This window comes from Hymenobacter nivis (genome assembly GCF_006439025.1).
Lineage (GTDB): Bacteria > Bacteroidota > Bacteroidia > Cytophagales > Hymenobacteraceae > Hymenobacter > Hymenobacter nivis_A.
In genome coordinates this window covers 228610-254608 of sequence record NZ_RCYZ01000008.1, presented here as the reverse complement: position 1 = coordinate 254608, position 25999 = coordinate 228610, and the positions used below count along the sequence as shown (strand labels likewise).

Here is a 25999-nt window from a genome sequence, read left to right as displayed (position 1 = left end):
CAGGCTTGTTTGGCCGGGGGCCCTGCCCCGGCCCGTACCTTTGCCGTATGCGCTTTCTTCTCCGCGTTTTGCCTGTGCTGGTGCTGGCCGCGGCCTGCACCAAAATCGTGTTTTCGCCGCGCCTCGACTTCGTGGGGGCCTCCCGCTTCGTCAGCAGCTCGCCGGCGGTGCTCACCACGGCCACCGTGACGGCCGACACACTGGCCAGCAAGCTCTACGCCCAGACCGCCGACCTCGCCAACGGCCCCGACCTGGCGCGCCTGCGCATCACGCTGGCGTCGTCGCCCACTCGCACGCCGGTGCTCTACCCCTTTCCCATCAGCTCCTACCAGCCGGGCAGCACCCCCGACGACCCTGCCCTGGTGTACCTCGACTCCGTGCTGGCCCCGGGCACCAAAGACATTGCCTTCACCAACCTGCTGACGCGCCGCACCGCCTCGGGGGTTGATACCTGGGAGTACAGCGTGACCGACGCCATGGGGGCCACCGCCAGCCGCGCCTACCGCCTGACGCTGCGCCGCACCGATTCGCTCACGGCCGTAGTGCACAGCTACCGCGCCTACTTTGGGGCCGTGCCCGTGGGCCGGGCGGGCGCGCCGCTCACGGCTGCCCAAAGCCAGGCCCTGGCTTACGTGAACCTGCGGCAGGGCCTGGCCCTGCCGCACTTTGCGGTGGCGGGCACCAACGCCACCAAGCAAGAAAACCGGGCCCTGGTGGACCTGGTGTGCACCAGCCGGGGCCCCACCCTGCGGCTGGTTTCCACCCGCTCCGATAGCCTCGTGACCACCGGCTGGAGCACGACGAGCCGCCACACCACCGCGCTCCGCGCCACGGCCCTCACGGCTACCGACTTTATTGCCCTCACCACCAATGCGTTGCTAGCTTCGACATTTGCTGGCGGCACCGCCACCGGCGGCGACTCGCTGCGCACCGTGCCGCTGGTAAAGGGCGCGGTCATCGCCTTCCACACCGCCGCCACGGCCACGGCGGGCCAGAAGTACGGGGCCCTGCTCATCGCCGACCTAGTGCGCACGCCGGCCACCATCATCACTTGCCAGGTGCTGGTGCAGAAATAGTTGAGGGCCCCACGCTACGCCAAACGGGGCCCCCGGCAACTTGCCGGGGGCCCCGTTTTGCGTTAAAATCAATACAGAATAGGCTAGAAAATCAGCCCCGCCGTGATGCTGGTCGTGAAGCGGGTGTTGTTGACCATTGCCACCGGCTCCTGGCCGCTACTGAGGGTGTAGGGCGAGTAGTTGCGGTTGAAGGTGGTGTATACCCCGGCCAGGTCCACGAACAAGCTCTTTTGCCGAATGCCGAGGCCGGCGGTGTAGAAGTTCTGGGCCCCATTGGTGCCGGGAGTGGCGGTTTTGTAGGGGTCGCCGTAGGTGGCGAAGCCCAGGCGGGCCCGGAAGATGTCGAACCGGCCCTCGGCTCCCACCCGGAAGTTGACCGTGTTGCGGTACAGCTCCTGGATGCGCTGGTTTTGCGCGGCAAACGAGCTGTTGTCGCCGTTGGCTCCGTTCGGGTCGTTGTTGATGCGCGCCTGGCCGTAACCCACGTACTCCACGTCGCCGGAGAGGAAGCCGTACTTGCCAATGACGACCGCCACGCCCCCGTTGGCCCGGAACGGCGTGGTGATGGTGTAATCGTAGGCCCCCGGCACAGTGCTGTTAAACACGTTGCTGATGATGTTGTTACCCGTCTGGCCCTGGGGCGTAAAGTTGGTGTTCAGCGACGTGCTGTACGTGTCCGTCATGCGCATGAAGGTGGGCGACTGCACCGAGGCCCCCAGGCGCACGGCGTTGGCCACCCGGTAAATCAGGCCCAGCCGGCCATTGATGCCGGTGCCGGTGGTGTGCAGCTCATCGTGCAGAAGCAGGTTGGCAAACGGCGTGGAGGGTGCGTTTTCCTCCTCCGTAAAGTCGCGCGACTGCCGGTAGTTGCTGCTCACAACGCCCACGCCCACACCGATGTAGAGCTTATCGCGGTAGTTGCCGCCGTAGCCCAGGTCAAATTGCGACATCGAGCCCGACGACACAATTCGCTCGCCCTGGGCAATGTTGCCGATGCGGTTACGTGTGCCGATGGAGTCGGCCGGCGCGTTGGCGTTGCCTTGGTTGCGCTTGGTTACCAACTGATCGGTGAGGTAGCCCGCGTAGGCCAGCCCGTCGATGTTAGTGTACTGGTTATTGTTGTACTGGCTGTTGACGTTGGCAAACTGCGTGGGGTCGCCTTCGCGCAAGTACTGAAAAAACGAGCGGTTGTCAGTCACACTCCCCGAATAGTTCGAGGCCACGTTGTAATCGGCTAGCCGCGTAAAGCCCAGGGCAAACGCGCCGCCGCGCCAGTAGCTCTGGTCGTTGTCGGGGCGGCGGGTGGCCAGCACCAGCCCAATACTGGGCACGTTCACGCTGTTGGCGTTGTCGCTCAGCTTGCCGCTGCCATTCAAGGAGGTGTTGCTGTTGCCAATGCCCACACCCAAGCCGGCGTGCACCTCTGATTTCTGGTAGAAACCCAAGCCGGCGGGGTTGCTGGTGAGGTTGCCGAAGTCGGCCCCCAGCGCCACGTTGGCCCCCGCAATGCCCTGGGTGCGGGCGGGGCCCCCAAACTGGAGCCGCGAGTAGCGCAGCGCATCGTCGGGGCCCTGGGCATAGGCGTGGCCGGCCTGCCCCACTGCGAGGGCCAGGCAAAGCCATAAAATCCGTTTTTTCATGGGTAAGAGGGAATAAAAAGCGAGCCGGCCGTTGGGCCGGCTCGCAAAAGGAAGCATATCAAAAAATAGCTAATCAAGTCGTTACCTACCGGCCGCGGCCGCCACCGCTGCGGCCACCGCCGCCGCCACCAAACCCGCCGCCACCGCCGCCAAACCCGCCGCGCGGACCCGCGCTATTGGATGGCTGCGAAAACTGGGGCCGCTCAAACGAGCGCTGCTGTTGTTGCTGAGGCTGCTGGTACGAGCGCTGCTGCGGCTGCTCAAACGAGCGCTGGCGCGGCTGGTTGTAGTTGCCGTTGGCGGCCTGGCCCTGGGCCCCGTTCATGCCGTTGTTGCTGGGCGCGTTAAACATGTCGCGGAAGAAGCCGTGGCGCTGGGCCTGCTGGGGTTGGCCGCTCACCTGCGGCTGGCCAGCGGGCCGCTCGAAGCTGCCACCGCGGGCCCCGCGGTCCATGTTGGTAGGAGCGGCGTACTGGCCGGCGTTGCCCCCGTTCGAGCGGTCGAAGCGGCCCCCCATCGGGGAGCTGGTGGTCACGCCGCCCGGCGTCATGCCAGGGTTGTTCATAGTGCCCCGGCCACCGCCCACTGCCGGGTTGTTGGCAGGTGCAATGCCGCCGTTGGGTGCTGGCCGGCGGGCGCCGTAGGCTGCCGCCGAGCGCTCGCCCCGGGGCCCCACCAGCACGGTGTTGCCATTGCCACCGTAGTAGTCGGAGCGGCCGCCAGCATTGCCGGTATAAATCACGTTGCGGCGGTAACCGTTGCCGTAGCCGTAGTAGCCGCCGCCGTAACCGCCCAGGCCGTAGCCCAAGCCATAGCCACCGTAACCGAGGCCGTACCCACCGTAGCCGAAGGGGCTATAGAAGGGGCTGTAAAAAGGATCGTAGCCGTAACCACCGTAGCCATAGCCGAAGGGACGGCCAAAGCCGAAGCCAATGCTCAGCCCCGAGCCGTAGCCAAAACCAAACGGGCTGTAAAACGAGCTGTAGGGCGACAGCCCACCGTAGCCACCGTAACCGAGGCCACCGCCATAGCCAAGGCCACCGTAGCCTCCGCCATAATAGGGGTCAGCGCCACCGTAGCCGAGCGACGTGTAGGGGCTGTTGGGCGTGTAGCCGCCCATGCCAGGGCCCGTGTAGGGCTGGTTGAACAGCGACGTGTTGGGGTCGTAGCTGTTGGCCGTGCTGGCGTCGTAATACTCGTCGGAGCCAGTGGTGGCACCCGCGGCGGTACTGCCGTTGTAGTCGGGGTTGGTGGCCTCGTCGGGGTTGGCGGCGGGGGCCACGGGCGCGCTGCTGTAGCCCGGCGAGGGGGCCTGCTGCACGGGCGTGTAGCGTTGCATGGGCGCCGCAGCAATGGCCGTGGTGTGGTCCTTGGAGGAATAATACACCCCGTCGTTCTCCGACGAGGTAACGGCCGTGGTGCCGGCGCACCCGCCCAGCGCAAGAAGCGCCAAAGCAGGCAGATAGGCGGTGAGCGGGGTTTTCATGAGCGAGTAGAAAAAGACGGAATAGACTAGACGTAAAGTAACAGCCCCGGGGGCGAAATCCTAATGAAAGAGCCCCGGGTCGGGACTCATTCTCAACGGCTAATCCCCAAAAGAGTTGGCTGAATTCGGCCAGTGCATTTCCTGGGGGTTGGAGGGCCGTTCGGGTCTGTGGTTTAATAACGTAATTTGACCCCGAAACGGTGCCCGGTAGTTAGGTCAAATGTTGTACCACTTCCAGGGCCCCTTTCGGTTACCCTCTTAGATGCCGATTATGAGCAAAAAGTTGCCCACCCGTGCCGAAGATTATTCGCTCTGGTACAATGACTTAGTGAAACGCGCCGGCCTGGCTGAGAATTCGGCCGTGCGCGGCTGCATGGTCATCAAGCCCTACGGCTACGCCATTTGGGAGAAAATGCAGCGCCAACTGGACGATATGTTCAAGCGCACGGGCCACGAAAATGCCTACTTCCCGCTCTTCGTACCCAAAAGCTTGTTCGAAGCTGAGGAGAAAAACGCCGAAGGTTTCGCCAAGGAGTGCGCTGTCGTCACGCACTACCGCCTCCAAACCGACCCCGACCGCCCCGGCAAACTGCGCGTGGATCCCGCCGCCAAGCTTGAAGAAGAGCTCGTGGTGCGCCCCACCTCGGAGGCCATCATCTGGAGCACCTACAAGAACTGGATCCAGAGCTACCGCGACCTGCCGCTGCTCATCAACCAGTGGGCCAACGTGGTGCGCTGGGAAATGCGCACCCGCCTGTTTCTGCGCACCGCCGAGTTTTTGTGGCAGGAGGGGCACACCGCCCACGCCACCGCCGAGGAGGCCGTGGCCGAAACCCGCCAGATGCTCGACGTGTACGCCGAGTTTGCCGAGGAGCACATGGCCCTGCCGGTGGTGAAGGGCGTGAAAACTGCCAACGAGCGCTTCGCCGGGGCCGAAGACACGTACTGCATCGAGGCACTGATGCAGGACGGCAAGGCCCTGCAAGCCGGCACCAGCCACTTCCTGGGCCAGAACTTTGCTAAAGCCTTCGACGTGCAATTTGCCACCAAAGACGGCGCCCGCGAGTACGTGTGGGGCACGAGCTGGGGCGTGAGCACCCGCCTGATGGGGGCCCTGGTGATGGCCCACTCCGACGACGAGGGCCTGGTGCTGCCGCCCAAGCTGGCCCCGATTCAGGTCGTCATCGTGCCCATCTACAAAACCGGCGAGCTCGACGCGCTCATGGAGCGCATCCGGCCCATTCAGCAGGGGCTCATTGCCCGCGGCATTTCGGTGAAGGTGGACGCGCGCGACACCGAGCGCCCCGGCTTCAAGTTTGCCGAGTGGGAGCTGAAGGGCGTGCCCGTGCGCCTGGCCGTGGGGGCCCGCGACCTCGACGCCGGCACCGTGGAGGTTGCCCGCCGCGATACTAAGCAGAAAATGACCCTGCCGCTGGCCGACATCGTGGCCGCCGTGGACCAGCTGCTGAACGACATCCAGGCCAACATCTACCAAAAGGCCCGCGCCTACCGCGACGACCACCTGACCCGTGTGGACAGCTACGACGAGTTCAAGCAGGTGCTCGACGAGAAGGGCGGCTTCGTGCTGGCCCACTACGACGGCACCTCCGAAACCGAGGAGCGCATCAAGGAGGAGACCAAGGCCACCGTGCGCTGCCTGGCCCTGGCCGAGCCCGACGAGGACGGCACGTGCATGGTGACGGGGGCCCCCAGCCCCCGCCGCGCCTACTTTGCCCGGGCCTACTAGCCAGTTAATTGGTTTTGAAGCACCTATAAAGGGCCGGTTCCGAAACGCTGTTTCGGGGCCGGCCCTTTACCATTTCATTTTCTTTGGCCGAAGTCAATTATATTATCCTTGCAATTATTTATATTTCGGGGCCCTTAACCTTTTTCATTCGTTCTCCTTCTTCCCAAGTTATGCGCAAACCTGTACTTTGTTTTCTGTTGCTGGGGCCCCTGGCAGCCTACGCCCAAACCACCACCGCACCCGACCTTACCGCCGCGCCCCTCATCGCCATTGCCGCGCCGATGCCGGCCGCCACCGTGCTCCCCACGCGCACCGACGCCAGCCGCCGGCTCGTGAAGATGAAGGAAACCATCCAGCCGCTCGTGGGCGAGCTGGCGGCTTTCAAAAACCGGCCGCAGGTGGCGCGCATCCTGGCCGAATCGACCGATGACTTCCAGCAAATCATGAGCGGCCGGCCCACCGAGGAAGCCTACTTCCAAGTGCTGGACGGCAGCCTGGCTGCCCTCGCGCCCCTCACGCCCGGCACCACCGACCGGGCCGACGTGGCCGAATACTTCGAAGACCTGCTCGACATTGTGGGCGTCACCTCTTCGGGCGGGCGGCTCAACGCCTTCCTGACGCGCCCCAAAGCAAAGGCCGCGCCCGTCCGCTAGGGCCCCCGGCGCCGCCCACTCCCGCACGCCCGGGCTGCCATCCGGCGGCCCGGGCGTACCTTTTGCTGGCCCAACGCCTTCCCGCCATGCTCACCATCGCCCTGCTCCTGCTCTTCGGCCTGCTGTTTCTCGCCGCCGAAGTCATTTTTATTCCCGGCACCACGGTGGTGGGGTTTGTGGGGTTTGGGCTGCTGGCCTGGGGCGTGTGGCTGGGCTACCGCGACCTGGGCACGCCCAGCGGCAACGTGGCCCTGGCCGGCGCTGGGGCCCTGGCGGGGATGATTCTCTACCTCGGCCTGCGGCCCAAAAACCTGGCCCGCGCTGCGCTGAACGAGGTGAACGACGCCTCGGTACTGGACGTGCGCCGCGCCGACGTACCCACCGGCACGCTGGGCCGCACGCTGTCGGCGCTGCGGCCGGCGGGCACGGTGCTCTTTGGCGAGGAGCGGCGCGAGGCCGTGACGCGGGGCGAGTTTGTGGACGCGGGCCGCGAGGTGCGGGTGCTCGGCATCGAGCAAAACCGCATCGTGGTGGCGGGCGCGTAGGGCCCCGGGCGGCGGCCCCGGATTCCGTTCTACCTTACGGCCATGAATTACCCTTTCCTGCCCCTCATCGTCGCGGCCGTGGCGCTGCTGATGCTGCTGTACTTTTTCCCGGTCAGCCTCTGGATCACCGCCCTGTTTTCGGGCGTGCGGGTGAGCCTGCTCCAGCTGGCCTTCATGCGGGTGCGCAAGGTGCCACCCTCGCTGATTGTTAACTCCCTGATTACCTCCACCAAAGCCGGGCTGCGGCTGACGGCCGACGAGCTGGAAACCCACTACTTGGCCGGCGGCAACGTGCCCAGCGTCATCAAGGCCCTGATTTCGGCCGATAAGGCCAATATTCCGCTCGATTTTAAGCAAGCCACGGCCATCGACTTGGCGGGCCGCAACGTGTTCGAGGCCGTCACGACGAGCGTTAATCCCAAGGTAATCAATACGCCCAACGTGGCCGCCGTGGCCCAGGACGGCATCCAGCTCATCGTCATTGCCCGCGTCACGGTGCGGGCCAACATCTCGCAACTGGTGGGCGGGGCCGGCGAGGAAACCATTCTGGCCCGTGTGGGCGAGGGCATCGTGACCAGCATCGGCTCCTCGGTGTCGCACAAGGAAGTGCTGGAAAATCCCGATAAAATATCTAAGCTGGTGCTGCACAAGGGCCTGGACGCCGGCACGGCCTTCGAAATCCTCAGCATCGACATTGCCGACATCGACATCGGCGAGAACATCGGGGCCAAACTCCAGACCGACCAGGCCAGCGCCGACCTGCGCGTGGCCGAGGCCCGCGCCGAGGAGCGCCGCGCCATGGCCGTGGCCATGGAGCAGGAATACCGCGCCAAAACCCAGGAAGCCAAGGCTAAAGTGGTGGAGGCCGAAGCCGAGATTCCGCGCGCCATCGCCGAAGCCTTCCGCAGCGGCAACCTCGGCATCATGGACTACTACAAGATGCGCAACGTACAGGCCGACACCGAGATGCGCGACTCCATTGCCAACCCCACTGGTGGCAGCGGCAGCGTGAAGCCCGGCCGCGAGGAAGGCCGGCAATCGTAGGGCCCCACCTCAGGCGGGAGTTACAAGTTAAAAGTGAGGAATTAGAAAGCAAGCCATCGAGGCAAATGCTTTTTAGCTCCTCACTTTTAATTTGTAACTCCTTTAGCCCCACACCTTGGTGCCCTCGGTGCAATTGCGGCACATTTCTACTTGGTCGCGGCCTTTGAGCAGGGCTTGGCGGAAGCCCTGGTACTTTTTGCCCTGCCAGAGGCTGGTGAAGGACTGGTTTTTGAGGTCGCCGAGGCGGTACTCGGCGTCTTTGTCGAAGCAGCAGGGCACCACAAGGCCGTCCCAGGTGATGACGCAGGAGTGCCACATCTTCCAGCAATGGTTGAGGAGGCGGTTTTTCAGGCTCCAGGTACCGTTGTGGTTGTTCTGGTAGCGGGAGTAATAGTCGATGGTGGGGATGAGGGGCGAGCCGTGCTGGTAGTCGTAAATCTGCGCGGTTTTGAACCACACATCGTCCACGCCCATGGCGTCGGCCAGGGCCCGGGCGTCGGCAATCTGGTGCTCGTTGGGGCCCACCACCAGGAACTGGAAAATGACGCGCGGCGTGCTGGATTTCAACTCTTTGCGCCAGCGCACGATGTTGCGAGTGCCTTCGAGCACCTTCTCCAGTTTGCCGCCCACGCGGTACTGCTGGTACACCTCCTGGGTGGTGCCGTCGAGCGAGATGATGAGCCGGTCGAGGCCGCTTTCCACGGTGCGGCGGGCGTTTTGGTCGGTGAGGTAGTGGGCGTTGGTGCTGGTGGCGGTGTAGATGCCCTTGCGGGCCGCGTACTGCACCAGCTCAAGGAAGTGCGGGTGCAGGTAGGGCTCGCCCTGGAAATAGAAGATGAGGTACCATAGGCGGCTGGCCACCTCGTCAATGGTCTTCTTGAAGAGGTCATCGGCCAGCATGCCCGTGGGCCGCGTGAAGGAGCGCAGGCCACTGGGGCACTCGGGGCAGCGCAGGTTGCAGCTGGTGGTGGGCTCGAAGCTGAGGGCCAGGGGCAGGCCGCGGTGGCGGGCCCGGCCGGTGGCCTTGCTCAGCAAGTAAGACCCCACCACCTGGGCCGCGTTCCAGAGGCGCAGCGGAGTGGTTTTGGACAGCACGTTGAGGCTGTCGGCGAGGAGTGGGTGCATGGGCCGGACAAGTGAACGACAGGGCCCCCGGGGCCCTACTGATAAAAAAAACGACGGAAGCGCGGGGCTTCCGTCGTCTAAGCAAAGTTAGGCAGTGCGGCGGCAGGGCCCGGGGCCCTATTTGGCCGGCTCGAGGGCGCTGGTGTAGGTGCTGGCCTTGCCAAACGCCTGGTTGATTTCGTCGATGGCAGCGCGGCTGCTCAGGCGCTTGGGCTTGGTGTTGAGGAAGGTACCGTCTTCGCCAATGAGGAAGTAGGCCGGCACTTCCTGCACGGCGTAGGCTTTGGCAATGGGCGAGCGAAAGCCGCCGCCGGGGATGCGTGCCTGTACGCCGGGCAGGTTTTTGGACTTCACCAACTGCCGCCAAGCCATTTCGTTCTCATCGAGCGCAATGTTGATAAACACGATGTTCTTGTTCTCGAAGCGGTGAATCAAGTCCTGGGCGTACACCAAGTCGCGCAGGCACAGGCCATTGGTCGATTTCCAGAAGTTGAGGTACACCAGCTTGCCCGCGTATTTGTGCAGGCTCACCGAGTCGCCGGCCACGGTAGGCAGCCGAAAATCGGGGGCGGGGGCCCCAATAGCGAAGTCCTTGTGCCGATTGAAATCGGCGAGCAGAAACGGGTAGAACGGGCTCTGGGGGTCGGCGGCGTGGTACTCGGCCAGCATGGTTGCCGAGCGCTTCACGTGGCCAAAGCGGAACGACTCCTCCAGCACCCGCCCCTGGATGATGGCCCGGATGGGCCCCGTGAGCTCCTTGCCGGCCAGCGCAAACGCGGAAGTGTAGAAGTCGGGATCGGTGCGCTGGTGGCCAGCGGCGGCGGTTGCGTAGTGCAGGTAGTTCACCAAAAACTCGTGGTAGAGCTCACTCTGGGCCGCGTCGGCGTTGTTGATGAGGGCCGGGTCTTTCAGAAAGTCGTAGTAGGTCGGCGTCATCTTCAGGCGGCCCTCGGTGCTTACCACTTGCTCGCGCAGATCCTGGAAGGTGAGGCGGTCGTTGGCGTAGGCGTAATTAATTTCCGCCTTGGCATATTTATAAAATTCGGCGGTGAAGGCCTGCTTATCGGCGCGCTCTTCGAGGAACTCGTTTTCGTGCTTGCGGCGGTACTCCAGAAACGACAGGAACGGGGCCTCGTAGAGCTGCACGTTGTCGGGCAGGACCTGGAAGCCGTCGTTTTCCACAAATTGCTGGTCTACTTCGGCCAGGTAGGCGTTGGCGTTGGCGGCTTGCAGGCGGTGGCGCTGCTCGTCGGTGCCGCCGCCGCCGCGCACCTTGGCCGCGCCGGCGGGCATGTTGGCCTTAAACTTGAGCGAGCCGGCCATGTCGTCGCCCTTGAAGCGCACGTCCAGGTCGGTGCCCGCGTCGAGAAACAGGGCGGCCACGTCGTCGCCGTACACCAGGTCGGCCTTGGTGGCGCCAGCCACCGGGATGGAGAGCCGGAACTCGCCCTTGCCGCTGAGGGCCGCCCGCACGATGCGGGGCTTAGGATCAAGCGGATTATCGCGCAGCGACACGGCCACCGAGTCGTCGTCGGGGCTGCTCACGCGGCCCGTCAGCACGGCGGTGCCGGGGCCCGAAGCAGTGGCGTCCGGGGCGGCTTGCTGGGCCTGCCCCAGCAGTGGGCTCAGCAGCAGCGGCAGCGCCAGCAACCGGTAGAACGTGGAAGTAAAAATATTGAACATAGCCAAGATAACGAGCAATTCTAATGGGGCTTTCGCTGGAAACAAACCCATACGGCCAAGTATGCATTTCCCGGGAAAACCCAATTCACAAATCGAAGATACGGGGCCCTGTCATATAAAATACAATTTGCCGTACTCGCTCGATTTTTCTTGGTTCTATACTTGCCCGGTCACCTTTTCGTTATAATCCAATCGGAATGCCCTGGCCGCCCGGGGCCCCGGCTAACCGAACAAACCGTCCAATACTTCGTCGAGCCGGCCCACCGGGCGCACCCGCAGGCCCGGGCGCTGGGCCCCCAGGTTCTTGCCGTTGAACTGCGAGACGTACATCTCGCGGAAGCCCAGCTTTTCGGCCTCGGCCAGGCGCTGGTCAAGGCGGCTCACGGCGCGGATTTCGCCGCTCAGGCCCACCTCGGCGGCCAGGCAAATGTCGCCGGCAATAGGCACGTCGTGCAGCGACGACACCACGGCCGCGCACACGGCCACGTCGAGGGCCGGGTCGTCGAGGCGCAGGCCGCCGGCGATGTTCAAGAACACGTCGTGCTGGCCCAGGCGCAGGCCGCTACGCTTTTCGAGCACGGCCAGCAGCATTTGCAGGCGCTTGGCGTCGAAGCCGGTGCTGCTGCGCTGCGGCGTGCCGTAGGTGGCGGGCGTCACCAAGGCTTGCACCTCCACCAACAGTGGGCGGTTGCCTTCCAGCGTGGCCCCAATGGCCATGCCGCTCAGGCTTTCGCCGCGCTGCGAAAGCAGGATTTCTGACGGGTTGCTGACCTGGCGCAGGCCGTCGCCCTGCATCTCGTAAATACCTAGTTCCGAAGTACTTCCGAAGCGGTTTTTAGTGGTGCGCAGGATGCGGTAGCTCAGGTGCCGGTCGCCCTCAAACTGGAGCACGGTGTCCACCATGTGCTCCAAGATTTTGGGCCCCGCAATGCTACCGTCCTTGGTAATGTGGCCGATGAGCAGCACGGGCACGCTGGTTTCCTTGGCGTACTTCAGCAGTTCGGCGGTGCACTCGCGCACTTGGCTCACGCTGCCCGCGCCGCTCTCCACCAGCGTGGAGTGCATGGTTTGGATGGAGTCGATGACGACCAAGTTGGGCTTCACCTGATCGATCTGCCGGAAGATGTTCTGGGTGTTGGTTTCGGTGAGGATATAGCAGCCCGGGTGCTGGCCGTCGGCCAGGCGCTCGGCGCGCATTTTTATCTGCGCTTCGCTTTCCTCGCCGCTCACGTACAGCACCCGCAACTGCCGTAGGCCCAGCGCAATCTGGAGCATAAGCGTGCTCTTGCCGATACCCGGCTCGCCGCCGATGAGCACGATGGAGCCCGGTACCAGGCCCCCGCCGAGCACGCGGTTCAGCTCGCCGTCAGGGGTGAGGATGCGGGGCTCGTCTTCGGCAATGATGTCGCCGAGGGGCACCGACTTGGCAGTTTTGGTGAGGCTGCCGCCGGGCACGGTGCTGGCGGGCTTCCACTGGCCCGTGGTGGTGGCCACGGTTTCTTTCTGGACGACTTCTTCGACGTAGGTATTCCACTCGCCGCAGGCGGGGCAGCGGCCAATCCATTTGGCCGACTGCGCGCCGCAGCTCTGGCAGAAAAATACGGTTCTTGCTTTGGCCATTCTTGCTAATTATTTCAGCAAGGATAAGGCGAAAAGGGCCGGAAAAGTTGCCCGGGGCCCTACTTCTTGCCGGCGTAGGCCACGCGGTAAATCACGCCGTTGTCGTCGTCGCTCACCAGCAGCGAGCCGTCGTTGGCCTGCACCAGCCCGCAGGGCCGGCCGAACTCCGACTTATCGCCTTCAACCAGGAAACCGGTCACAAAATCCTCGAACTTCTCGGGCTGGCCCTGGGCATTAAAGTGCACGCGTACAATCTTGTAGCCCGAGGGCTGGGCGCGGTTCCAGGAGCCGTGCATGGTCACGAAGGCGTCGTTCTTGTACTCCTTCGGGAACTGGGGGCCCCGGTTGAACACCAGGCCCAGCGGCGCTGAGTGCGCCTTGTAGAGCAGCAGGGGGCGCACAGTTTTGGCGTCAAATGCCTCGAAGCTCTCGCCGCTCTTGGGCTTGTTGGCGGGGTAGTGCTTGCCGTCGGCGATAATGGACGGCCAGCCGTAGTTGGCGCCGGGCTTTATCTGGTTCAGCTCCTCCTGCTGGTCCTCGTCGCCGAGCCAGTCGATGCCGTGGTCCATGCCGAACAGCTCCTTCGTGACGGGGTGCCAGTCGAAGCCGATGGTGTTGCGTAGGCCGTGGGCCACCACCTCGCGGCCCGAGCCGTTGGTGTTGATGCGCATGATGGTGGCGTTTTCGGGGTTGTCCTCGTCGCAAGCGTTGCAAGTGCTGCCTACTGAGAGGTAGAGGTTGCCGTCGGGCCCGAAGTGCAGCACGCGGTTGGCGTGCTGGCCGGCGTCGGGCAGGTCGTGGTACAGCTCCTTCAGCTCGCTTAGGCTGCCGTCGGGCCGCACGTCGGCCACGTAAATTTCGCGGATGGCGGTGAAGTACATCTTGTTGTCCTTCAGGGCCAGGCCGTGCAGGTGCGGCTTCTGGGCCACTTGGCGCATCACCTCGGCCTTGCCGTCGTGGTTGGCGTCGCGCACCAGCGTCACGGTGCCCTTCACGCGGTTGGTCACGTAGAGGTCGCCGTTGGGGGCCTGGGCCAGCATCCGGGGCATGTCGAGGCCCTCGGCGTACTTGGTGACGGTGAAGCCGGCGGGCGCTTTCAGGGCCCCCACGCGGGCGTCGGTGGCAGGCAGCTTGTTGGGCAGGTAAATGTTGCCCGTCATGTGGAAAGGCGTGGCGGCGGGCGGCACGTTTTGAGCCGCGGCGGCGAATGAAGTGAGCAGCGCGGCGGCGAAAGCGGGGCGAAGTAGGGACATAACGGGACGAAAATCAAGAATAATGCTACCCATTCAACTCTAAATGCCAGCCGCGGGTTACTTATCCTGCGCTGGCCCAGCGCGGGGCCCCGACCTTTGCCCGCGCCCCTCTACTTTTCTTCGTATGCCCGATTCCACTTCCCGCTACACCCGTGCGCTGGCCTGGCTCGACCAGCACATCATCCGCCCGTTCTACACCGACCGGGTGCGGCGGCTCATCCTCCAAAGCTTCCCTTTTTGGGTGGCTTCCATCCTGACCGGCGTGGTGGCTGTGGGCTACGAAAAAGTATTTGGCTGGGCCGAGCAGATGAGCTTTGCCTGGTTGGAGCGGGCGCCGTGGCTGGCGTTTGTGCTCACGCCGTTGGCCTTTGGCGTATCGTGGCTGCTGGTGCGGCAGGGGGCCCCGGCGGCGCGGGGCAGCGGCATTCCGCAGGTCATGGCCGGCATCGAGCTCTCCAACGCCAGCCAGCACCACCGCACGGCCTACCTGCTGAGTTTGCGCGTGGCCATTGTGAAAGTGCTCAGCAGCGTGGTGCTGCTGCTGGGCGGCGGCGTAATTGGCCGTGAGGGCCCCACGATTCAGGTATCGGCGGCCATCTTCCGGGCCATCAACAAGTTGCAGCCCGCGGGCTGGCCGCAGCTCTCGCGCCAGATTGCCTTGGTGACGGGCGGCGCGGCGGGCCTGGCCGCGGCTTTTAACACGCCGCTGGGGGGCATCGTGTTTGTGGTGGAGGAGCTGACGCAGATGCACATGGCCCGGTTCCGGATGGCGGTGTTCACGGCCGTTATCATTGCCGGCCTCACGGCCCAAACGTTTCTGGGGCCCTATTTGTACCTGGGCTTCCCGCGGGTGGTGCCGGCCACGGTGCGCGTGCAGGTGCTGGTAGTGGTGGTGGCGCTGGTCTGCGGGCTGGCGGGGGCGGCGTTTGCCAAGGCGCTGCTGTTTTTGGGGCGCTACCGGCAGCGCTTCACCACGCTGGCCATGCAGGCGGCCTGGGTGCTGGGCTGCGGCCTGCTGCTGGGGGGCCTGGCCTACCTGGTGGGCCGCGAGGGCGTGGGCACGGGCAAGCCCATCATTAACCGGCTGCTGTTCCAAAACGACGGCGTGACGCCGTGGTACCTGTTTCCGGTGCGCTTCGCGGGCATGGCCCTCAGCTACAGCAGCGGCGGGGCGGGCGGCGTGTTTGCCACCTCGCTCAGCGCGGGGGCCATCTTGGGCGACGGCATCTGCCAAATTTTCGACGTGGCCGTGGCCGACCGCAACCTGCTGATTTTGGTGAGCATGGTGAGCTTCCTCACCGGGGTGGTGCGCTCGCCGTTCACGGCCGCCATTCTGGTGCTCGAAATGACGGACCGGCACTCGGCCATTTTCCAGCTGCTGCTCAGCGGCTTGCTGGCCCAGGGCGTGGCCGCCCTCGTCGATCCGCACTCGCTCTACGAACACCTCAAGGCCGGCTTCATCCGCGAAACCGGCGACGTGGACCGCGCCGCCCGTACCGCCGCCGCCCCGCCCAACGAGCCACCGGCCTAGGGCCCCTACTCCGCCGCCACGGTGCGCCGGATGCCCAGCTTTTTCATGCGGGCCTCCAGGGTTTTGGGGTTGATGTCGAGCATAATCGCCGCGCCTTGGGGCCCACTTACGCGCCCGCTGGTGCGGCCCAACGCGGCCATGATGTGGTCGCGCTCCTGCTCGCGCAAGGTTTTCAGGGGGCCGTCGGCCGGCGCTTCGGTGGCAGGCGCGCTGGCGGGGGCCCCAGCCGCGGGGACGGGCAGGCCCGCAAATTCCAGATAGGGCCCCTGGCTAACGATGAGGGCGCGCTCGACCAAGTGCTCCAGCTCGCGCACGTTGCCGGGCCAGGCGTAGGCTTGCAGGGCGGCCAGGTCGGCGGGGCGGATGGGGCGCAGGGGCTTGGCCAGGCGCTGGCTCAGGCGCTGCACCGAGTGGCGGAGCAGGGGCCCCACGTCTTCGGGCCGGGTGCGCAGCGGCGGCAGCGTGATGGGAAACACATTGAGGCGGTAGTACAGGTCGGCGCGGAAGCGGCCGGCGGCCACCTCGTCGGCCAGCACGCGGTTGGTGGCGGCCACCACGCGGGCGTCGGTCGTCAGCACGCGGCTGCCGCCCAGGCGCTCAAACTCCTTTTCCTGCAGCACGCGCAGCAGCTTGGCCTGCAAGTCGAGCGGCAATTCGCCAATCTCGTCCAGGAAAATGGTGCCGCCGTCGGCCAGCTCAAACTTGCCAATGCGCCGCTCGGCCGCCCCGGTGAAGGCGCCTTTCTCGTGACCAAACAGCTCACTTTCAATGAGCTGGGCCGGCAGGGCGGCGCAGTTGAGCTTGATGAGGGCCCGGCTGCGGCGCGGCGAGGCGTTGTGCAGGGCCCGGGCCACCAGCTCCTTGCCGGTGCCGGTTTCGCCGCTCACCAGCACGGTGGCGTCGGTGGGAGCCACCTGGGCAATGCGCACCTGCACCGCGTGCAGCGCCTCGCTGGGCCCAATTAGCTCGTCAAAGGTGGCCGTGGTGTTGATTTCGTCAATCAGGTAGGTGCGCTCCTGCTCCACCTGGGCTTTGAGGGCCTCAATTTGCTCGAAGGCAAAGAGGTTGTCGAGCGCCAGGGCAATTTGGGGCGCTAGGCCCTGCACCGTGGCCAGGTCGTCGGGGCCAAAGGCGTGGGGGTCGGTGCTGGCCAGGTTGAGCAAGGCGGCGCCGTCGGGCCGCTGCCACAGCGGCACGACGAGCAGCGCCCGGATGCCGTACTCGTCGTAGATCTGGCGCACGGACGGGTGGCGCACGGCCAGGGCCCTAAACTCGTCGCCGGCGTACAGCCCGCCGCCCTGCATTAGCTGGTCGAGTTGGGCGCGCAGGGCCCCCGGGTGGTTCCCGTCGAGGTCTTGGTGGCGGTCGGGGGTCAGGGTTTCGAGCGGCGCGTTGGGGCCGGCGCGCCGAAACTCGGCGAAGGCCTCGGAGGCGTCGGGCTGCCCCGCCCGCTGCACCCGGATGCCGAAGTACCGGAACGGCACCACCCGGCCCAGCTCCTCGGCCACGGCCCGGAACAGCGGCTCGCGCTGCTTGATGCTGAGCAGCGCGTTGCTGATGTTGAGCTGCAGGCTGCGCTCCCGCTCGCGGCGGGCCACGTCCTCATAGGCCAGCGTGTTGGCCACGGCCACGGCAATCAGCGAACCAATTTTTTCCAGCAGGCTTTCGTCGGCTGCCGTCAGGGCCGGCTTGCGGCGGGCGGCCAGCGTGAGGGCCCCCGTGAGGCGCCCCCCCAACCGCAGCGGCACCAGCGTGAGGTAGCGAATGCCCTGTCGGTACATGCGTTGAAACGGTTCAAAATCAGGGTACTCGTCCAGGTGGTTGGCCAGCTCGATGAGTTGCACCCGCGCCTTGGCTAGGGCATCTTCGAAAGGCGAGCCTGCGATGGGCGTGAAGTGAGCGGGTGGCACGGGCAGGGCAGGATCCTGCTCTTGGGCGTAGGAGTAGTCGCGCCAAAACAGCCGCTTGTTTTGCACGGCCTCGTCGAACACGCTGATGCCGATGATGTCGAACGGGAAGATGAGCCGCAGCTTGGTGGTCACCGTTTTGAACAACGTTTCCTTGTCGCGGGTGGTAGCGATGGTTTCGTTGAGGTGCAGCAACAGGGTTTCGTCGGGAGTGGTCATTCCTGATATAGCAGGACCGTTATGTGGGCAATTCCTGATATAACAGGAACACGTTTGTGGGGGACTGATGTTTTAAGCTAGGCTGATTTTAATTAATAAACGGTGATTCTGGGGCCCCAAGGCACTTTTTGTTACGCTCTGAGGCGGTGGCAGCAACTCATTTTTGACGTGGCATAGGCTTGGCTAAAGCGGCGGCAACACTTTACCGCTTTTGCTCTATGTTTCCACGATCTAAATCTGCCGGGCTAGCCGGGTCGCCGCTGCTGCTGGGGGCCGCTTTGCTGTTAGCCAGCCCGGTGCTGGCGCAAAACCAGCCCGGTGTGCCCGCCTCGGCCCAAGCCATTGGCCTGGCCAGCGACTCGCTGACGCTGGGCGGCACCGTGCAGGCCGTGCTGGACGCCAACCCCGGCATCACGAACCTAACCGAGCTGGCCAACGCCGCCAGCAGCCGCCTCGCCCAGTCGCAGGCCGGCTTCCTGCCCCAGATCACGGGCACCGCCACTTACACCCGCCTCGATCCGGTGTCGAAGGTGGCTTTCGGCAACGACGTACTCTCGTTCGTGCCCAACAACAACTTCGACGCGCACTTGACGGCCCAATACGAGCTGCTGGACTTTGGCAAGCGCGGGGCGACGACCAATTTGTCGCGCTCGCAGGTGCAAACCGCCCAAGACAACATCGTGGTGGCCCGGCGCGACCTGGCCTTCAACGCCGCGCAGGTGTACTACAACATCCTGTTTGCCCGCGAAAGCATTCTGGTGCAGGACGAGCAGATTGCCTCGCTGGTGGCCCACCGCAACGAGATGCAGAAGCGGGTGGAAGCCGGCGTGAGCACCAAGTTTGACGTGACGACGACCGACGTGCGCATCACGCAGGCCCAAAACACCAAGCTCGATTTGCAGAACCAGTTGCGTAACCAACAGGTGCAGCTGGCCCGCCTGCTGCATAAGCCGCAGCAAGCCGATATCCCCGTGAAGGGCCGCCTGGACTACCAGCCGCAGTCCGTGGACCTGGAAGCCGAGCTGGCCAAGGCCGCCCAAAACCGCCCCGAGGTGAAGCTTTCGAAAGACGCCGAAGCCACCGCCGAATTGCAAGCCAAGCTCATCGAGCGCAGCAACATGCCCAGCCTGGGCGTGGGGGCCCAAGTGGGCGGCAAAAACGGCTACATCCTGCCCAACGTGGCCATCACCGACATCCGCTTCAACACGGTGGCGGTGGCCCAGCTGTCGGTGCCCATTTACGACGGCGGTAAGAACAAAAAGCAGCGCGTGGAGGCCACCGCCAACTACCGCAGCGCCGTGGCCCGCACCCAGGATACGCAGGAGCAAATCCGCGCCGACGTGCGCCAGGCCGCTAATAACATGGAATTCAGCAAGGCCCGCTACGACAACGCGCTGCAGCAAGTGGCCCAGGCCACCGACGCCCTCACCCGCGCCCAAGGCCGCTACCGCTACGGCGTGGGCCAAAACCTCGACGTGCTCGACGCCGAAACCCAGCTGGCGCAGTCGCGCCTGGCCCGGGCCCAAGCCATGTATAACTACACCCTCGGCCAGTACCAGCTGCGCCGCGCCACCGGCGAGCAAATCTGGCAATAGGGGAATTAAAAACGCTGAATTGAGAGTGTTGCTAGTGCACCACGCACGCAGCAACAGGCCCCTGATTCATGCTTTTTAATTCGTAATTTTTAATCTAGAAATGATCCTCACCTCCATCCTCTGCCCGCTTGACTTTTCGGCCGCGACGCCGGGGCTGGTGGCCTACGCCGCGGCCCTGGCCGCCGCCACCGGGGCCGAGCTGCGCCTGCTGCACGTGCGCGAGCCGCAGGACGCAGCTGCCCCCGCCGGGGCTGACCGCCTGGCCGGCCTGCGCCTAGCCGCCGAGCAAGCCGGGGCCCCCCACGTGAGCACAGGCACGGTGCAGGGCGAGGCGGCCCCCGAAATTGTGGCCGAAGCCGGCCGCCGCCACGCCGACTTAATTGTTATCGGGGCGCATGGCCAGACCGGCCTCACCCGCTTTTTGATGGGCAACACCGCCGAAGTGGTGCTGCGCACCGCGCCCTGCCCCACGCTGCTGGTGCGGGCCCCCGCCGCGTAGCCCCGGGGCCCCCAGGGGCCCCACCCAACCTTTTCTCAACCAGGCTTTTCCGCACCGTTTAACGTTTATCTCCCAATGGCTACCTCCACCGCTCCCCAAGACACTTTTGCGCCCGACGCGGCCCCCGAGGCCGTCGCCGAGCCCCTCGAAGCCCCCAAGCGCCGCAACCCCCTCGTGATGGTCATCCTGGCCGTGGTACTGCTGGCCGGTGCCTATTTTGGCTGGACGCGCTACCAGTTTTCGCAGGCCCACGAAAGCACCGACGACGCCGCCGTGGAAGGCGACGTGTACCCCGTTATTCCCCGCGTTGGGGGCCCGGTCATCAAAGTATATGTCAATGACAACCAAGTGGTGAAGAAGGGCGACACGCTCGTTACCATCGATAAGTCGGACTACCAGCAGCGCGTGAACGCCATGGAGGCGGCCCTCGTGGCGGCCCAGGCCCAGGTAGTAGCCGCCCGCGCCGGGGTGGGCACGGCCCAGGCCAACGTGCGCACCGCCCAAACCACCATCGGCGTGAGCGCCGCCAGCCGGGCGCGCTTGCAGCAGGATTTGGCGCGTAGCGTGAAGCTTCGCAAAGACGACATCATCCCGCAGAGCGACTACGACGCCGTAGCGGCCAACCTGAAAATGACCGCCGCCCAGCAAAGCACTGCCCAGGACCAGGTATCGGTGGCCCGCCAGCAGGTGGCGGCGGCCCAGCAGCAGATTGCCGTGGCCCAGGCCGTGGTGAAGCAGCGCCAGTCGGACCTCGACAACGCCAAGCTGCAGCTGAGCTACACCACGCTCGTGGCGCCCGCCAACGGCATCGTGAGCAAGAAAAACGTGCAGCCCGGCCAGGTGGTGGGCCCCGGCCAGCAGCTCATCGGCTTGGTATCGAGCGGCAAAACCTGGGTTATCGCCAACTTCAAGGAAACCCAGCTCGAAGACATGCAGGTGGGCCAGAAAGCTAAAATTGAAGTGGATGCCTACCCCAACGAAGAGTTTGAGGGCCACATCGAGTCGCTGTCGGCCGCCACGGGGGCCCGCTTCGCCCTGCTGCCCCCCGACAACGCCAGCGGCAACTTCGTGAAGGTGACCCAGCGCGTGCCCGTTAAAATCGTGCTCGACAAGGAAGACCCCAAGCACCCGCTGCGCGCCGGCATGAGCGTAAACGCCATCGTGGCGGTTAAATAATTGTGAACGAGGAAGGTGTGAATGAGTGAGTTGTTAGTCGTGGCTGAGAGAATTAGGCTTACAAAAGCTACTCGTCCACAGCTGACAACTCCCGTTTACCCGCTTATCCTCCTACCCTAGCACAGAATGGAAACCGGATTTACCAAGTGGATCATCGTCGTGACGGTGGTCCTCTGCGTGTTGCTGGAGCTGATTGACACCAGCATCGTGAACGTGGCCCTGACCCAGATGATGGGCAACCTCTCGGCCACGCAGCAGGAAGTGAGCTGGGTAGTGGCCTCCTACGCCATTGCCAACGTAATTGTGATTCCGATGACCGGCTTTCTGGCCGAGCAGTTCGGGCGGCGCAACTACTTCCTCACCTCGGTCATCATCTTCACCCTGGCCTCGGTGGCCTGCGGGCAGAGCACCAACATCTGGGAGCTGGTGGCTTTCCGCTTCATCCAGGGCGTGGGCGGCGGGGCCCTCATGGCCACCTCGCAGTCCATTTTGGTCGATACGTTTCCGCCCAAGCAGCTGGCCCTGGGCCAGGCCCTGTTTGGCATGGGCGTCATCATCGGGCCCACCGTGGGGCCCACCCTCGGCGGCTACATCGTGGACAGCAGCCTCGGCTGGCCTTGGATTTTCTTCGTGAACGTGCCGGTGGGCATCCTGGCCAGCATCTTCACCTTCCTATTCATCCGCGACCCCGAGCGCATCCGCAACGCCGTTCCGACGCCCCTGAGCAAAATTGACTGGGCCGGCATCGGGCTGCTGATTTTGGGCGTGGGCTCGCTGCAATACGTGCTGGAGCAGGGCGAAACCGAAGACTGGTTCGACAGCCGCGTCATCGTGCTGTTCGCCGTGCTGTCCGCCGTGGGCATCATCGGCTTCATCTGGCGCGAGCTCACGGCCACCCGGCCCATCGTGGATTTGCGGGTGCTCACCAAAAGCCGCAACCTGGCGGTGGGGGCCTTCCTCTCGTTCGTGCTCGGGTTCGGGCTGTTTGCCTCGGTGTTCGTGCTGCCCATTTTCACGCAGCGCATCCTGGGCTTTTCGGCCGCCCAAACCGGCTTGCTGCTGCTGCCGGGGGCCCTGGCTTCGGGCTTCATGATGCCGGTCATCGGCAAGGCGCTGCAAAACGGCGTGCCCCAGAAGATACTGCTGGCCATGGGCTTCACCATCTTCTTCGGCTTCACGTTCTGGATGAGCGCCAAGATTTCGCCCACCGCCGGCACCAGCGACTTCTTCTGGCCCCTGATTGTGCGCGGCGTGGGCCTGGGCCTCATCTTCCTGCCCATCACCACCATGAGCCTGGCCGGCCTGGCCGGCAAAGATGCGGGCCAGGCCGCGGGCCTCACCGGCATGATTCGCCAGCTCGGCGGCTCGTTTGGGGTGGCCATCGTGGGCACCTACCTCGAGCGCAGCATCGCCGGCACCCGCGTGGGCCTGCTGCCCAACATCTCGCTCTACAACCCCGAAACGGTGCAGCGCATCCAGGCCTTCACCCAGAACTTCATCAACCGCGGCTTCCCCGCCGAGCAGGCCCGCCAGCAGGCCTACGCCGCCCTCGAAGGCGTGCTGATGAAGCAGGTGTCCATCATCACTTACTCGCAGATATTCACCACGTTGGGCTTCTTCTTCATTGCTTGCCTGCCGCTTATCCTGCTGATTAAACGAGCCAAAGCCGGCGAAAAAATGGACCTAAACGCCGGCCATTAATAATTGTGGCACGCCAATTGTAACACCGTTTATACGTGGCTTAATTAGGTGACGATTCACTTAAGATATGAAAAGGGCTTCCCGCAATTAGCGGGAAGCCCTTTGTGTGTGCGGCAGGGCCCCGGGGGCCCTATTGGTACTGGATGTAGAGCGGCACCGGGTTCAGCTCGGTTAGCACTTCCTTGGGCGTCATCAGGTGCGAGCCCTTGGGCTTGATGTCGTACTCGTAGAAGAGCTTGAAGCCGGCGTACTGCACGGGCTGCTTCTCCACGTAGGCCTTGTACGAATCCTTCTTGAGGGTGGGGTTGCCCCAGCCGTCCATGTCCATCACCACCTGCACGCGCGGGTCGAGCTTGATGTTTTTGTAGTTGGTGAGCATGCCCTGCGTGAAGCGGTGCACCATCAGGATTTTGGGCGGCAGGTGGTTTTCGCTCACGATGCGGGCCAGGAAGTTGATGGCGTAGTTCACGTCCTTGGCGTCGTAGGTGCCGATTTTTTTGCCCGGCCGCGCATTCTTCGTGGCCATGGCAAACTCGGGGTCGATGCCGAGGTGCACCATCGGGTCCTTGAGGTATTCCGTCAGTTTGGGCAGCTCGTGGGGCAGGTCGCTCAGGCCCACCTGCACGTCCATGAACAGGAGGGCGTTTTTCTCCTTGGCCCAGGCGCGCGTTTCCTCGATGGTGCTTTTCGAGTTCATCAGGCGGTACTTGCCGTCGGAGCCGGCCGCACCCTGGGCCGTGATGGTGACGCTGTGCAGCGCCGGCATCACGGGCAGGCTGGGGTCAGCGGCCTGCCACTCGGCCAGCACTTTATCGAATTTGCGCATCATCTGCTCCTTGGGCTCGCGGCCCAAAATGCCCATGCCCTTCGAGCGGATGTTGCCGTAAAACGCCACGATGCGGTGGCCCGGCAGGATGGCCCCCGGCAGCTGCCCGGTTTTGCGGGCAATGCTGTCGGCCTTCAGCGAGTCGCGCTGCATGGTCAAGCGCTTGATTTTGAGGCTATCGACGACCGGCGGCGGGGTGGCGTTGTTGGCTTCCACTGCTGATTTCTCGCCCTCGATGGGGCGGTTTTGGCAAGCGGGCAGGGCTGCGGCGGCCAGCAGAGCGCAGGCGGCCAGCGGGCCGAAAACTTTCGATGAAAACACTGAACGGAAATTAGTTAGTACAGGAAGGGTTCAGCCAAAGGTAGGGGCGTTTTGCGTAGTGCAGCGGGCCCCGCCCCGGCGGCGGGGCCCCACCGCCGGGGGCCCAAACCGCCTCCTGGGGCCCCAGGGCCCTTTTCTCCATCCTGGCACGGTTTTGAAATAAGTACCGATCATTACCCGCCGGGAATCCAGCCGCCCGGCCATTCGCGTGTTTTATTCGGGTGCCTTATCTCCAAGGCCCCGCTGCCAGCGCAGCGGGGCCTTTTGGTGGGGCCCCGGGGCCGGGGCCGCCCTAGCGCACGCCCAGGGCCCCGGCCCCGCCCAGGCCCTGGGCCAGGCCCACGAGGCGCACCAGCTCGGCGCGGTAGCCATCGGCGTCGGGGCCCCGGGCGCCGGCGGCCAGCGCGGCAGTGGCGGCCCAAGTGGCGGCGCCGGCCTGCGGGCTCTGGCGCAGCAGCAGCCCAAACTGAGCCACGGCGGCGGCGAAGCGGAAATCGGCCGAAGCCTGCGCCACGGGAGCGGCGGTGCCGTTCAGCACCTGCACCAGCAGCTGGCTGTTAGCGCCTTGGGGCTGCTTGTAGCGCAGCTTCACGGTGAGTACGTCGTTGGTAATGAACTGCTGCATGGTAACGGGCGGCGCCGGGGCGGGCTGGTACTTGAGCTTGTCCACTAAGGGCTGCGGGGCCCCCGTGGGCACCAGCTCGTAGAGGGCCGTGACGGTGTGGCCCGCGCCCAACTCGCCGGCGTCCTTGCGGTCGTTGTTGAAGTCTTCGGCGGCCAGCAGGCGGTTTTCGTAGCCCACGAGGCGGTAGTGGGCCACGCGGGCGGGGTTGAATTCGACCTGCAACTTCACATCCTTGGCCACCGTGAAGAGCGTGCCGCCGAACTGCGCCACCAGCACGCGCTGGGCCTCGGCGAGGTTGTCGAGGTAGGCGTAGTTGCCATTGCCCTTGTCGGCCAGGGTTTCCATGCGGGCGTCGCGCAGGTTGCCGCGGCCGCAGCCCAGCACGGTGAGAAACACGCCACTTTCGCGCTCGTTCACAATCAGTTGCTCCATCGCCGCGTCCGAGCTTTCGCCCACGTTGAAGTCGCCGTCGGTGGCCAAAATCACGCGGTTGTTACCATCCTTCTGAAAGTACTGGCGGGCCGTGGCGTAGGCCAGGCGCAGGCCCGCGCCGCCGGCCGTGGAGCCGCCCGCCTCCAGTCGGTCGATGGCCCCGAGGATGGCCTCGGGCTGGTTGCCGGGCGTGGGCGGCAGCACCAGGCCGGCGGCCCCAGCGTAGGCCACCAAGGCCACGCGGTCTTGGGGCCGCAGCTGGCGCACGAGCAGGCGCAGGCCGGCCTGCACCAAGCCGAGGCGGTCGGGGCCCTGCATCGAGCCCGACACGTCCACCAAAAACACCAGGTTGGCGGGTGGTAAGGCGCTGGTTTCCACGCTGCGGGCCCGGATGCCGATGCGCGCCAGCTGGTGCGCGGGGTTCCAGGGGCACACGGCCAGCTCGGTGCTGATGCGCACGGGGTCGGGGCTGGCGGGGGGCGGCGCGGGGTAGTCGTAGTGGAAGTAGTTCAGCATTTCTTCCACTCGCACGGCGTCGGCCGGGGGCAGCTGGCCTTCGGTGAGGAAGCGGCGCACGTTGGCGTAGCTGGCATTGTCCACGTCGAGGGCGAAGGTGCTGAGCGGCTCTTTCTGAACGGCTTGGAACGCGTTTTCGGCCACGTGGGCGTAGGTATCGCCGGCGCCGGCTTCGGGCCGGGCGGGGCGATAATAGGGCAAGGGCGCGGGGGCGTGGGTTATCATGAGGCCACTGGCTCGGCCTTGCAGGGCTGGAGCTGCGCTGCCGGCCACGTACCCGCGGCTGGGGGCCCCGTAGTCCACCACCACTTCTTGGAGCGCTTGGGCATCCGGCTTTATTACCACGTTGATCACTACGTCCTTGCCCACGCGGCGCTGCTGGGTGGCGTAGCCCACGGAGCTGAACACCAACGTAGCCCGCGCGGCGCGGGGCACCAGCAGCAGGTAGTGGCCCTGGGCATCGGTACTGGCGCCGCGCTGGGTGCCCTTAATGAGCACCGTGGCGCCGGGCAGCGGCTGGCCTCGGTCGTCGCGCACAGTGCCGCTGATGGCAATGGCCCGGGCGGTGGTGGTGTCCATCAGCACGATGCCGCGGGGGCGGATGACGGGGGCGGGCAGGGGGGCGGGCGCGGTTTGGGCCCGGGCGGGGGCCCCGGCGGCCAGCAGCAGCAGCAACAGCAAGTTTTTCATGGCGGTGAAGGGGTTAGGCGGTGGAAGCTGCTGGGGAGATGCCGCGCCGGGCTGGATTGCACACGCGCTACTCAAAAAAATTAGGGGCC

The 25999-nt window shown here is 64.9% G+C and carries 19 protein-coding genes; 10 read left to right on the top strand and 9 right to left on the bottom strand.

The window, feature by feature from the left end:
- Positions 1–47: 47 nt before the first annotated feature.
- Positions 48–1076 (top strand): hypothetical protein, encoded by a 1029-nt coding sequence (locus tag EAH73_RS18565; RefSeq protein ID WP_140468923.1) that lies wholly within the window; start codon positions 48–50, stop codon positions 1074–1076.
- An 83-nt stretch (positions 1077–1159) separates the two neighbouring features.
- Here the strand turns inward: EAH73_RS18565 and EAH73_RS18560 are convergent, their stop codons facing one another.
- Together EAH73_RS18560 and EAH73_RS18555 are read right to left on the bottom strand one after the other, a co-directional pair.
- Positions 1160–2716, bottom strand: a complete 1557-nt coding sequence (locus EAH73_RS18560; protein WP_140468922.1) for an OmpP1/FadL family transporter — start codon at positions 2714–2716, stop codon at positions 1160–1162.
- A gap of 85 nt (positions 2717–2801) precedes the next feature.
- Positions 2802–4202 (bottom strand): hypothetical protein, encoded by a 1401-nt coding sequence (locus EAH73_RS18555; RefSeq protein WP_140468921.1) that lies wholly within the window; start codon positions 4200–4202, stop codon positions 2802–2804.
- Positions 4203–4473: 271 nt separating this feature from the next.
- On the opposite strand from EAH73_RS18555, the gene proS reads away from it, so the two are divergent.
- The 4 genes from proS to floA all read left to right on the top strand — a co-directional run bounded on the left by proS (position 4474) and on the right by floA (position 8191).
- Entirely contained in the window at positions 4474–5949 is a 1476-nt protein-coding gene (proS, locus tag EAH73_RS18550; RefSeq protein ID WP_140468920.1) for a proline--tRNA ligase, read from the top strand.
- 170 nt (positions 5950–6119) lie between these two features.
- Positions 6120–6602, top strand: a complete 483-nt coding sequence (locus tag EAH73_RS18545) for a DUF4844 domain-containing protein (protein ID WP_140468919.1) — start codon at positions 6120–6122, stop codon at positions 6600–6602.
- Positions 6603–6688: 86 nt separating this feature from the next.
- Entirely contained in the window at positions 6689–7147 is a 459-nt protein-coding gene (locus tag EAH73_RS18540) for an NfeD family protein (RefSeq protein WP_140468918.1), read from the top strand.
- Between the two features lie 42 nt (positions 7148–7189).
- Positions 7190–8191: a flotillin-like protein FloA gene (gene floA, locus EAH73_RS18535; protein WP_140468917.1), complete on the top strand. Its 1002-nt coding sequence runs from the start codon at positions 7190–7192 to the stop codon at positions 8189–8191.
- A 102-nt stretch (positions 8192–8293) separates the two neighbouring features.
- Here floA and EAH73_RS18530 read toward each other — a convergent pair whose 3' ends face one another.
- The 4 genes from EAH73_RS18530 to EAH73_RS18515 form a co-directional block, all read right to left on the bottom strand.
- Positions 8294–9316, bottom strand: coding sequence for an SPASM domain-containing protein (locus EAH73_RS18530; RefSeq protein WP_140468916.1), 1023 nt, complete (start codon positions 9314–9316; stop codon positions 8294–8296).
- A 117-nt stretch (positions 9317–9433) separates the two neighbouring features.
- Positions 9434–10999, bottom strand: coding sequence for a TlpA family protein disulfide reductase (locus EAH73_RS18525; RefSeq protein WP_161599602.1), 1566 nt, complete (start codon positions 10997–10999; stop codon positions 9434–9436).
- Positions 11000–11221: 222 nt separating this feature from the next.
- A complete protein-coding gene (radA, locus tag EAH73_RS18520) occupies positions 11222–12619 on the bottom strand; it encodes a DNA repair protein RadA (protein ID WP_140468914.1) in 1398 nt (465 codons plus the stop codon).
- A 59-nt stretch (positions 12620–12678) separates the two neighbouring features.
- Positions 12679–13872, bottom strand: a complete 1194-nt coding sequence (locus tag EAH73_RS18515; protein WP_205013022.1) for a PQQ-dependent sugar dehydrogenase — start codon at positions 13870–13872, stop codon at positions 12679–12681.
- A gap of 124 nt (positions 13873–13996) precedes the next feature.
- Here EAH73_RS18515 and EAH73_RS18510 point away from each other — a divergent pair, with 124 nt between their 5' ends.
- Entirely contained in the window at positions 13997–15403 is a 1407-nt protein-coding gene (locus EAH73_RS18510) for a chloride channel protein (RefSeq protein ID WP_140468912.1), read from the top strand.
- Between the two features lie 5 nt (positions 15404–15408).
- Here EAH73_RS18510 and EAH73_RS18505 read toward each other — a convergent pair whose 3' ends face one another.
- A complete protein-coding gene (locus EAH73_RS18505; RefSeq protein ID WP_140468911.1) occupies positions 15409–17529 on the bottom strand; it encodes a sigma 54-interacting transcriptional regulator in 2121 nt (706 codons plus the stop codon).
- Positions 17530–17747: 218 nt separating this feature from the next.
- Here EAH73_RS18505 and EAH73_RS18500 point away from each other — a divergent pair, with 218 nt between their 5' ends.
- The 4 genes from EAH73_RS18500 (at position 17748) to EAH73_RS18485 (ending at position 22500) form a co-directional block, all read left to right on the top strand.
- Positions 17748–19124 (top strand): TolC family protein, encoded by a 1377-nt coding sequence (locus EAH73_RS18500; RefSeq protein ID WP_140468910.1) that lies wholly within the window; start codon positions 17748–17750, stop codon positions 19122–19124.
- A gap of 100 nt (positions 19125–19224) precedes the next feature.
- Positions 19225–19623, top strand: coding sequence for a universal stress protein (locus EAH73_RS18495; protein WP_140468909.1), 399 nt, complete (start codon positions 19225–19227; stop codon positions 19621–19623).
- 75 nt (positions 19624–19698) lie between these two features.
- The gene (locus EAH73_RS18490; RefSeq protein WP_140468908.1) at positions 19699–20799 is read left to right on the top strand and encodes an HlyD family secretion protein; all 1101 of its coding nucleotides are present in this window, start codon (positions 19699–19701) and stop codon (positions 20797–20799) included.
- A 126-nt stretch (positions 20800–20925) separates the two neighbouring features.
- Entirely contained in the window at positions 20926–22500 is a 1575-nt protein-coding gene (locus tag EAH73_RS18485) for a DHA2 family efflux MFS transporter permease subunit (RefSeq protein WP_140468907.1), read from the top strand.
- A 130-nt stretch (positions 22501–22630) separates the two neighbouring features.
- Here EAH73_RS18485 and EAH73_RS18480 read toward each other — a convergent pair whose 3' ends face one another.
- Complete coding sequence (locus EAH73_RS18480) at positions 22631–23647, bottom strand: hypothetical protein (protein ID WP_240047332.1); 1017 nt, start codon at positions 23645–23647, stop codon at positions 22631–22633.
- Positions 23648–23939: 292 nt separating this feature from the next.
- Positions 23940–25910 (bottom strand): YfbK domain-containing protein, encoded by a 1971-nt coding sequence (locus tag EAH73_RS18475; RefSeq protein WP_240047331.1) that lies wholly within the window; start codon positions 25908–25910, stop codon positions 23940–23942.
- Positions 25911–25999: the final 89 nt, after the last annotated feature.

Excerpts from the sequence above, each read along its gene's own strand:
- EAH73_RS18565 (WP_140468923.1), top strand. The coding sequence starts at position 48 with ATGCGCTTTCTTCTCCGCGTTTTGCCTGTGCTGGTGCTGGCCGCGGCC.
- EAH73_RS18560 (WP_140468922.1), bottom strand. The coding sequence starts at position 2,716 with ATGAAAAAACGGATTTTATGGCTTTGCCTGGCCCTCGCAGTGGGGCAG.
- EAH73_RS18555 (WP_140468921.1), bottom strand. The coding sequence starts at position 4,202 with ATGAAAACCCCGCTCACCGCCTATCTGCCTGCTTTGGCGCTTCTTGCG.
- proS (WP_140468920.1), top strand. The coding sequence starts at position 4,474 with ATGAGCAAAAAGTTGCCCACCCGTGCCGAAGATTATTCGCTCTGGTAC.
- EAH73_RS18545 (WP_140468919.1), top strand. The coding sequence starts at position 6,120 with ATGCGCAAACCTGTACTTTGTTTTCTGTTGCTGGGGCCCCTGGCAGCC.
- EAH73_RS18540 (WP_140468918.1), top strand. The coding sequence starts at position 6,689 with ATGCTCACCATCGCCCTGCTCCTGCTCTTCGGCCTGCTGTTTCTCGCC.
- floA (WP_140468917.1), top strand. The coding sequence starts at position 7,190 with ATGAATTACCCTTTCCTGCCCCTCATCGTCGCGGCCGTGGCGCTGCTG.
- EAH73_RS18530 (WP_140468916.1), bottom strand. The coding sequence starts at position 9,316 with ATGCACCCACTCCTCGCCGACAGCCTCAACGTGCTGTCCAAAACCACT.
- EAH73_RS18525 (WP_161599602.1), bottom strand. The coding sequence starts at position 10,999 with ATGTTCAATATTTTTACTTCCACGTTCTACCGGTTGCTGGCGCTGCCG.
- radA (WP_140468914.1), bottom strand. The coding sequence starts at position 12,619 with ATGGCCAAAGCAAGAACCGTATTTTTCTGCCAGAGCTGCGGCGCGCAG.
- EAH73_RS18515 (WP_205013022.1), bottom strand. The coding sequence starts at position 13,872 with ATGTCCCTACTTCGCCCCGCTTTCGCCGCCGCGCTGCTCACTTCATTC.
- EAH73_RS18510 (WP_140468912.1), top strand. The coding sequence starts at position 13,997 with ATGCCCGATTCCACTTCCCGCTACACCCGTGCGCTGGCCTGGCTCGAC.
- EAH73_RS18505 (WP_140468911.1), bottom strand. The coding sequence starts at position 17,529 with ATGACCACTCCCGACGAAACCCTGTTGCTGCACCTCAACGAAACCATC.
- EAH73_RS18500 (WP_140468910.1), top strand. The coding sequence starts at position 17,748 with ATGTTTCCACGATCTAAATCTGCCGGGCTAGCCGGGTCGCCGCTGCTG.
- EAH73_RS18495 (WP_140468909.1), top strand. The coding sequence starts at position 19,225 with ATGATCCTCACCTCCATCCTCTGCCCGCTTGACTTTTCGGCCGCGACG.
- EAH73_RS18490 (WP_140468908.1), top strand. The coding sequence starts at position 19,699 with ATGGCTACCTCCACCGCTCCCCAAGACACTTTTGCGCCCGACGCGGCC.
- EAH73_RS18485 (WP_140468907.1), top strand. The coding sequence starts at position 20,926 with ATGGAAACCGGATTTACCAAGTGGATCATCGTCGTGACGGTGGTCCTC.
- EAH73_RS18475 (WP_240047331.1), bottom strand. The coding sequence starts at position 25,910 with ATGAAAAACTTGCTGTTGCTGCTGCTGCTGGCCGCCGGGGCCCCCGCC.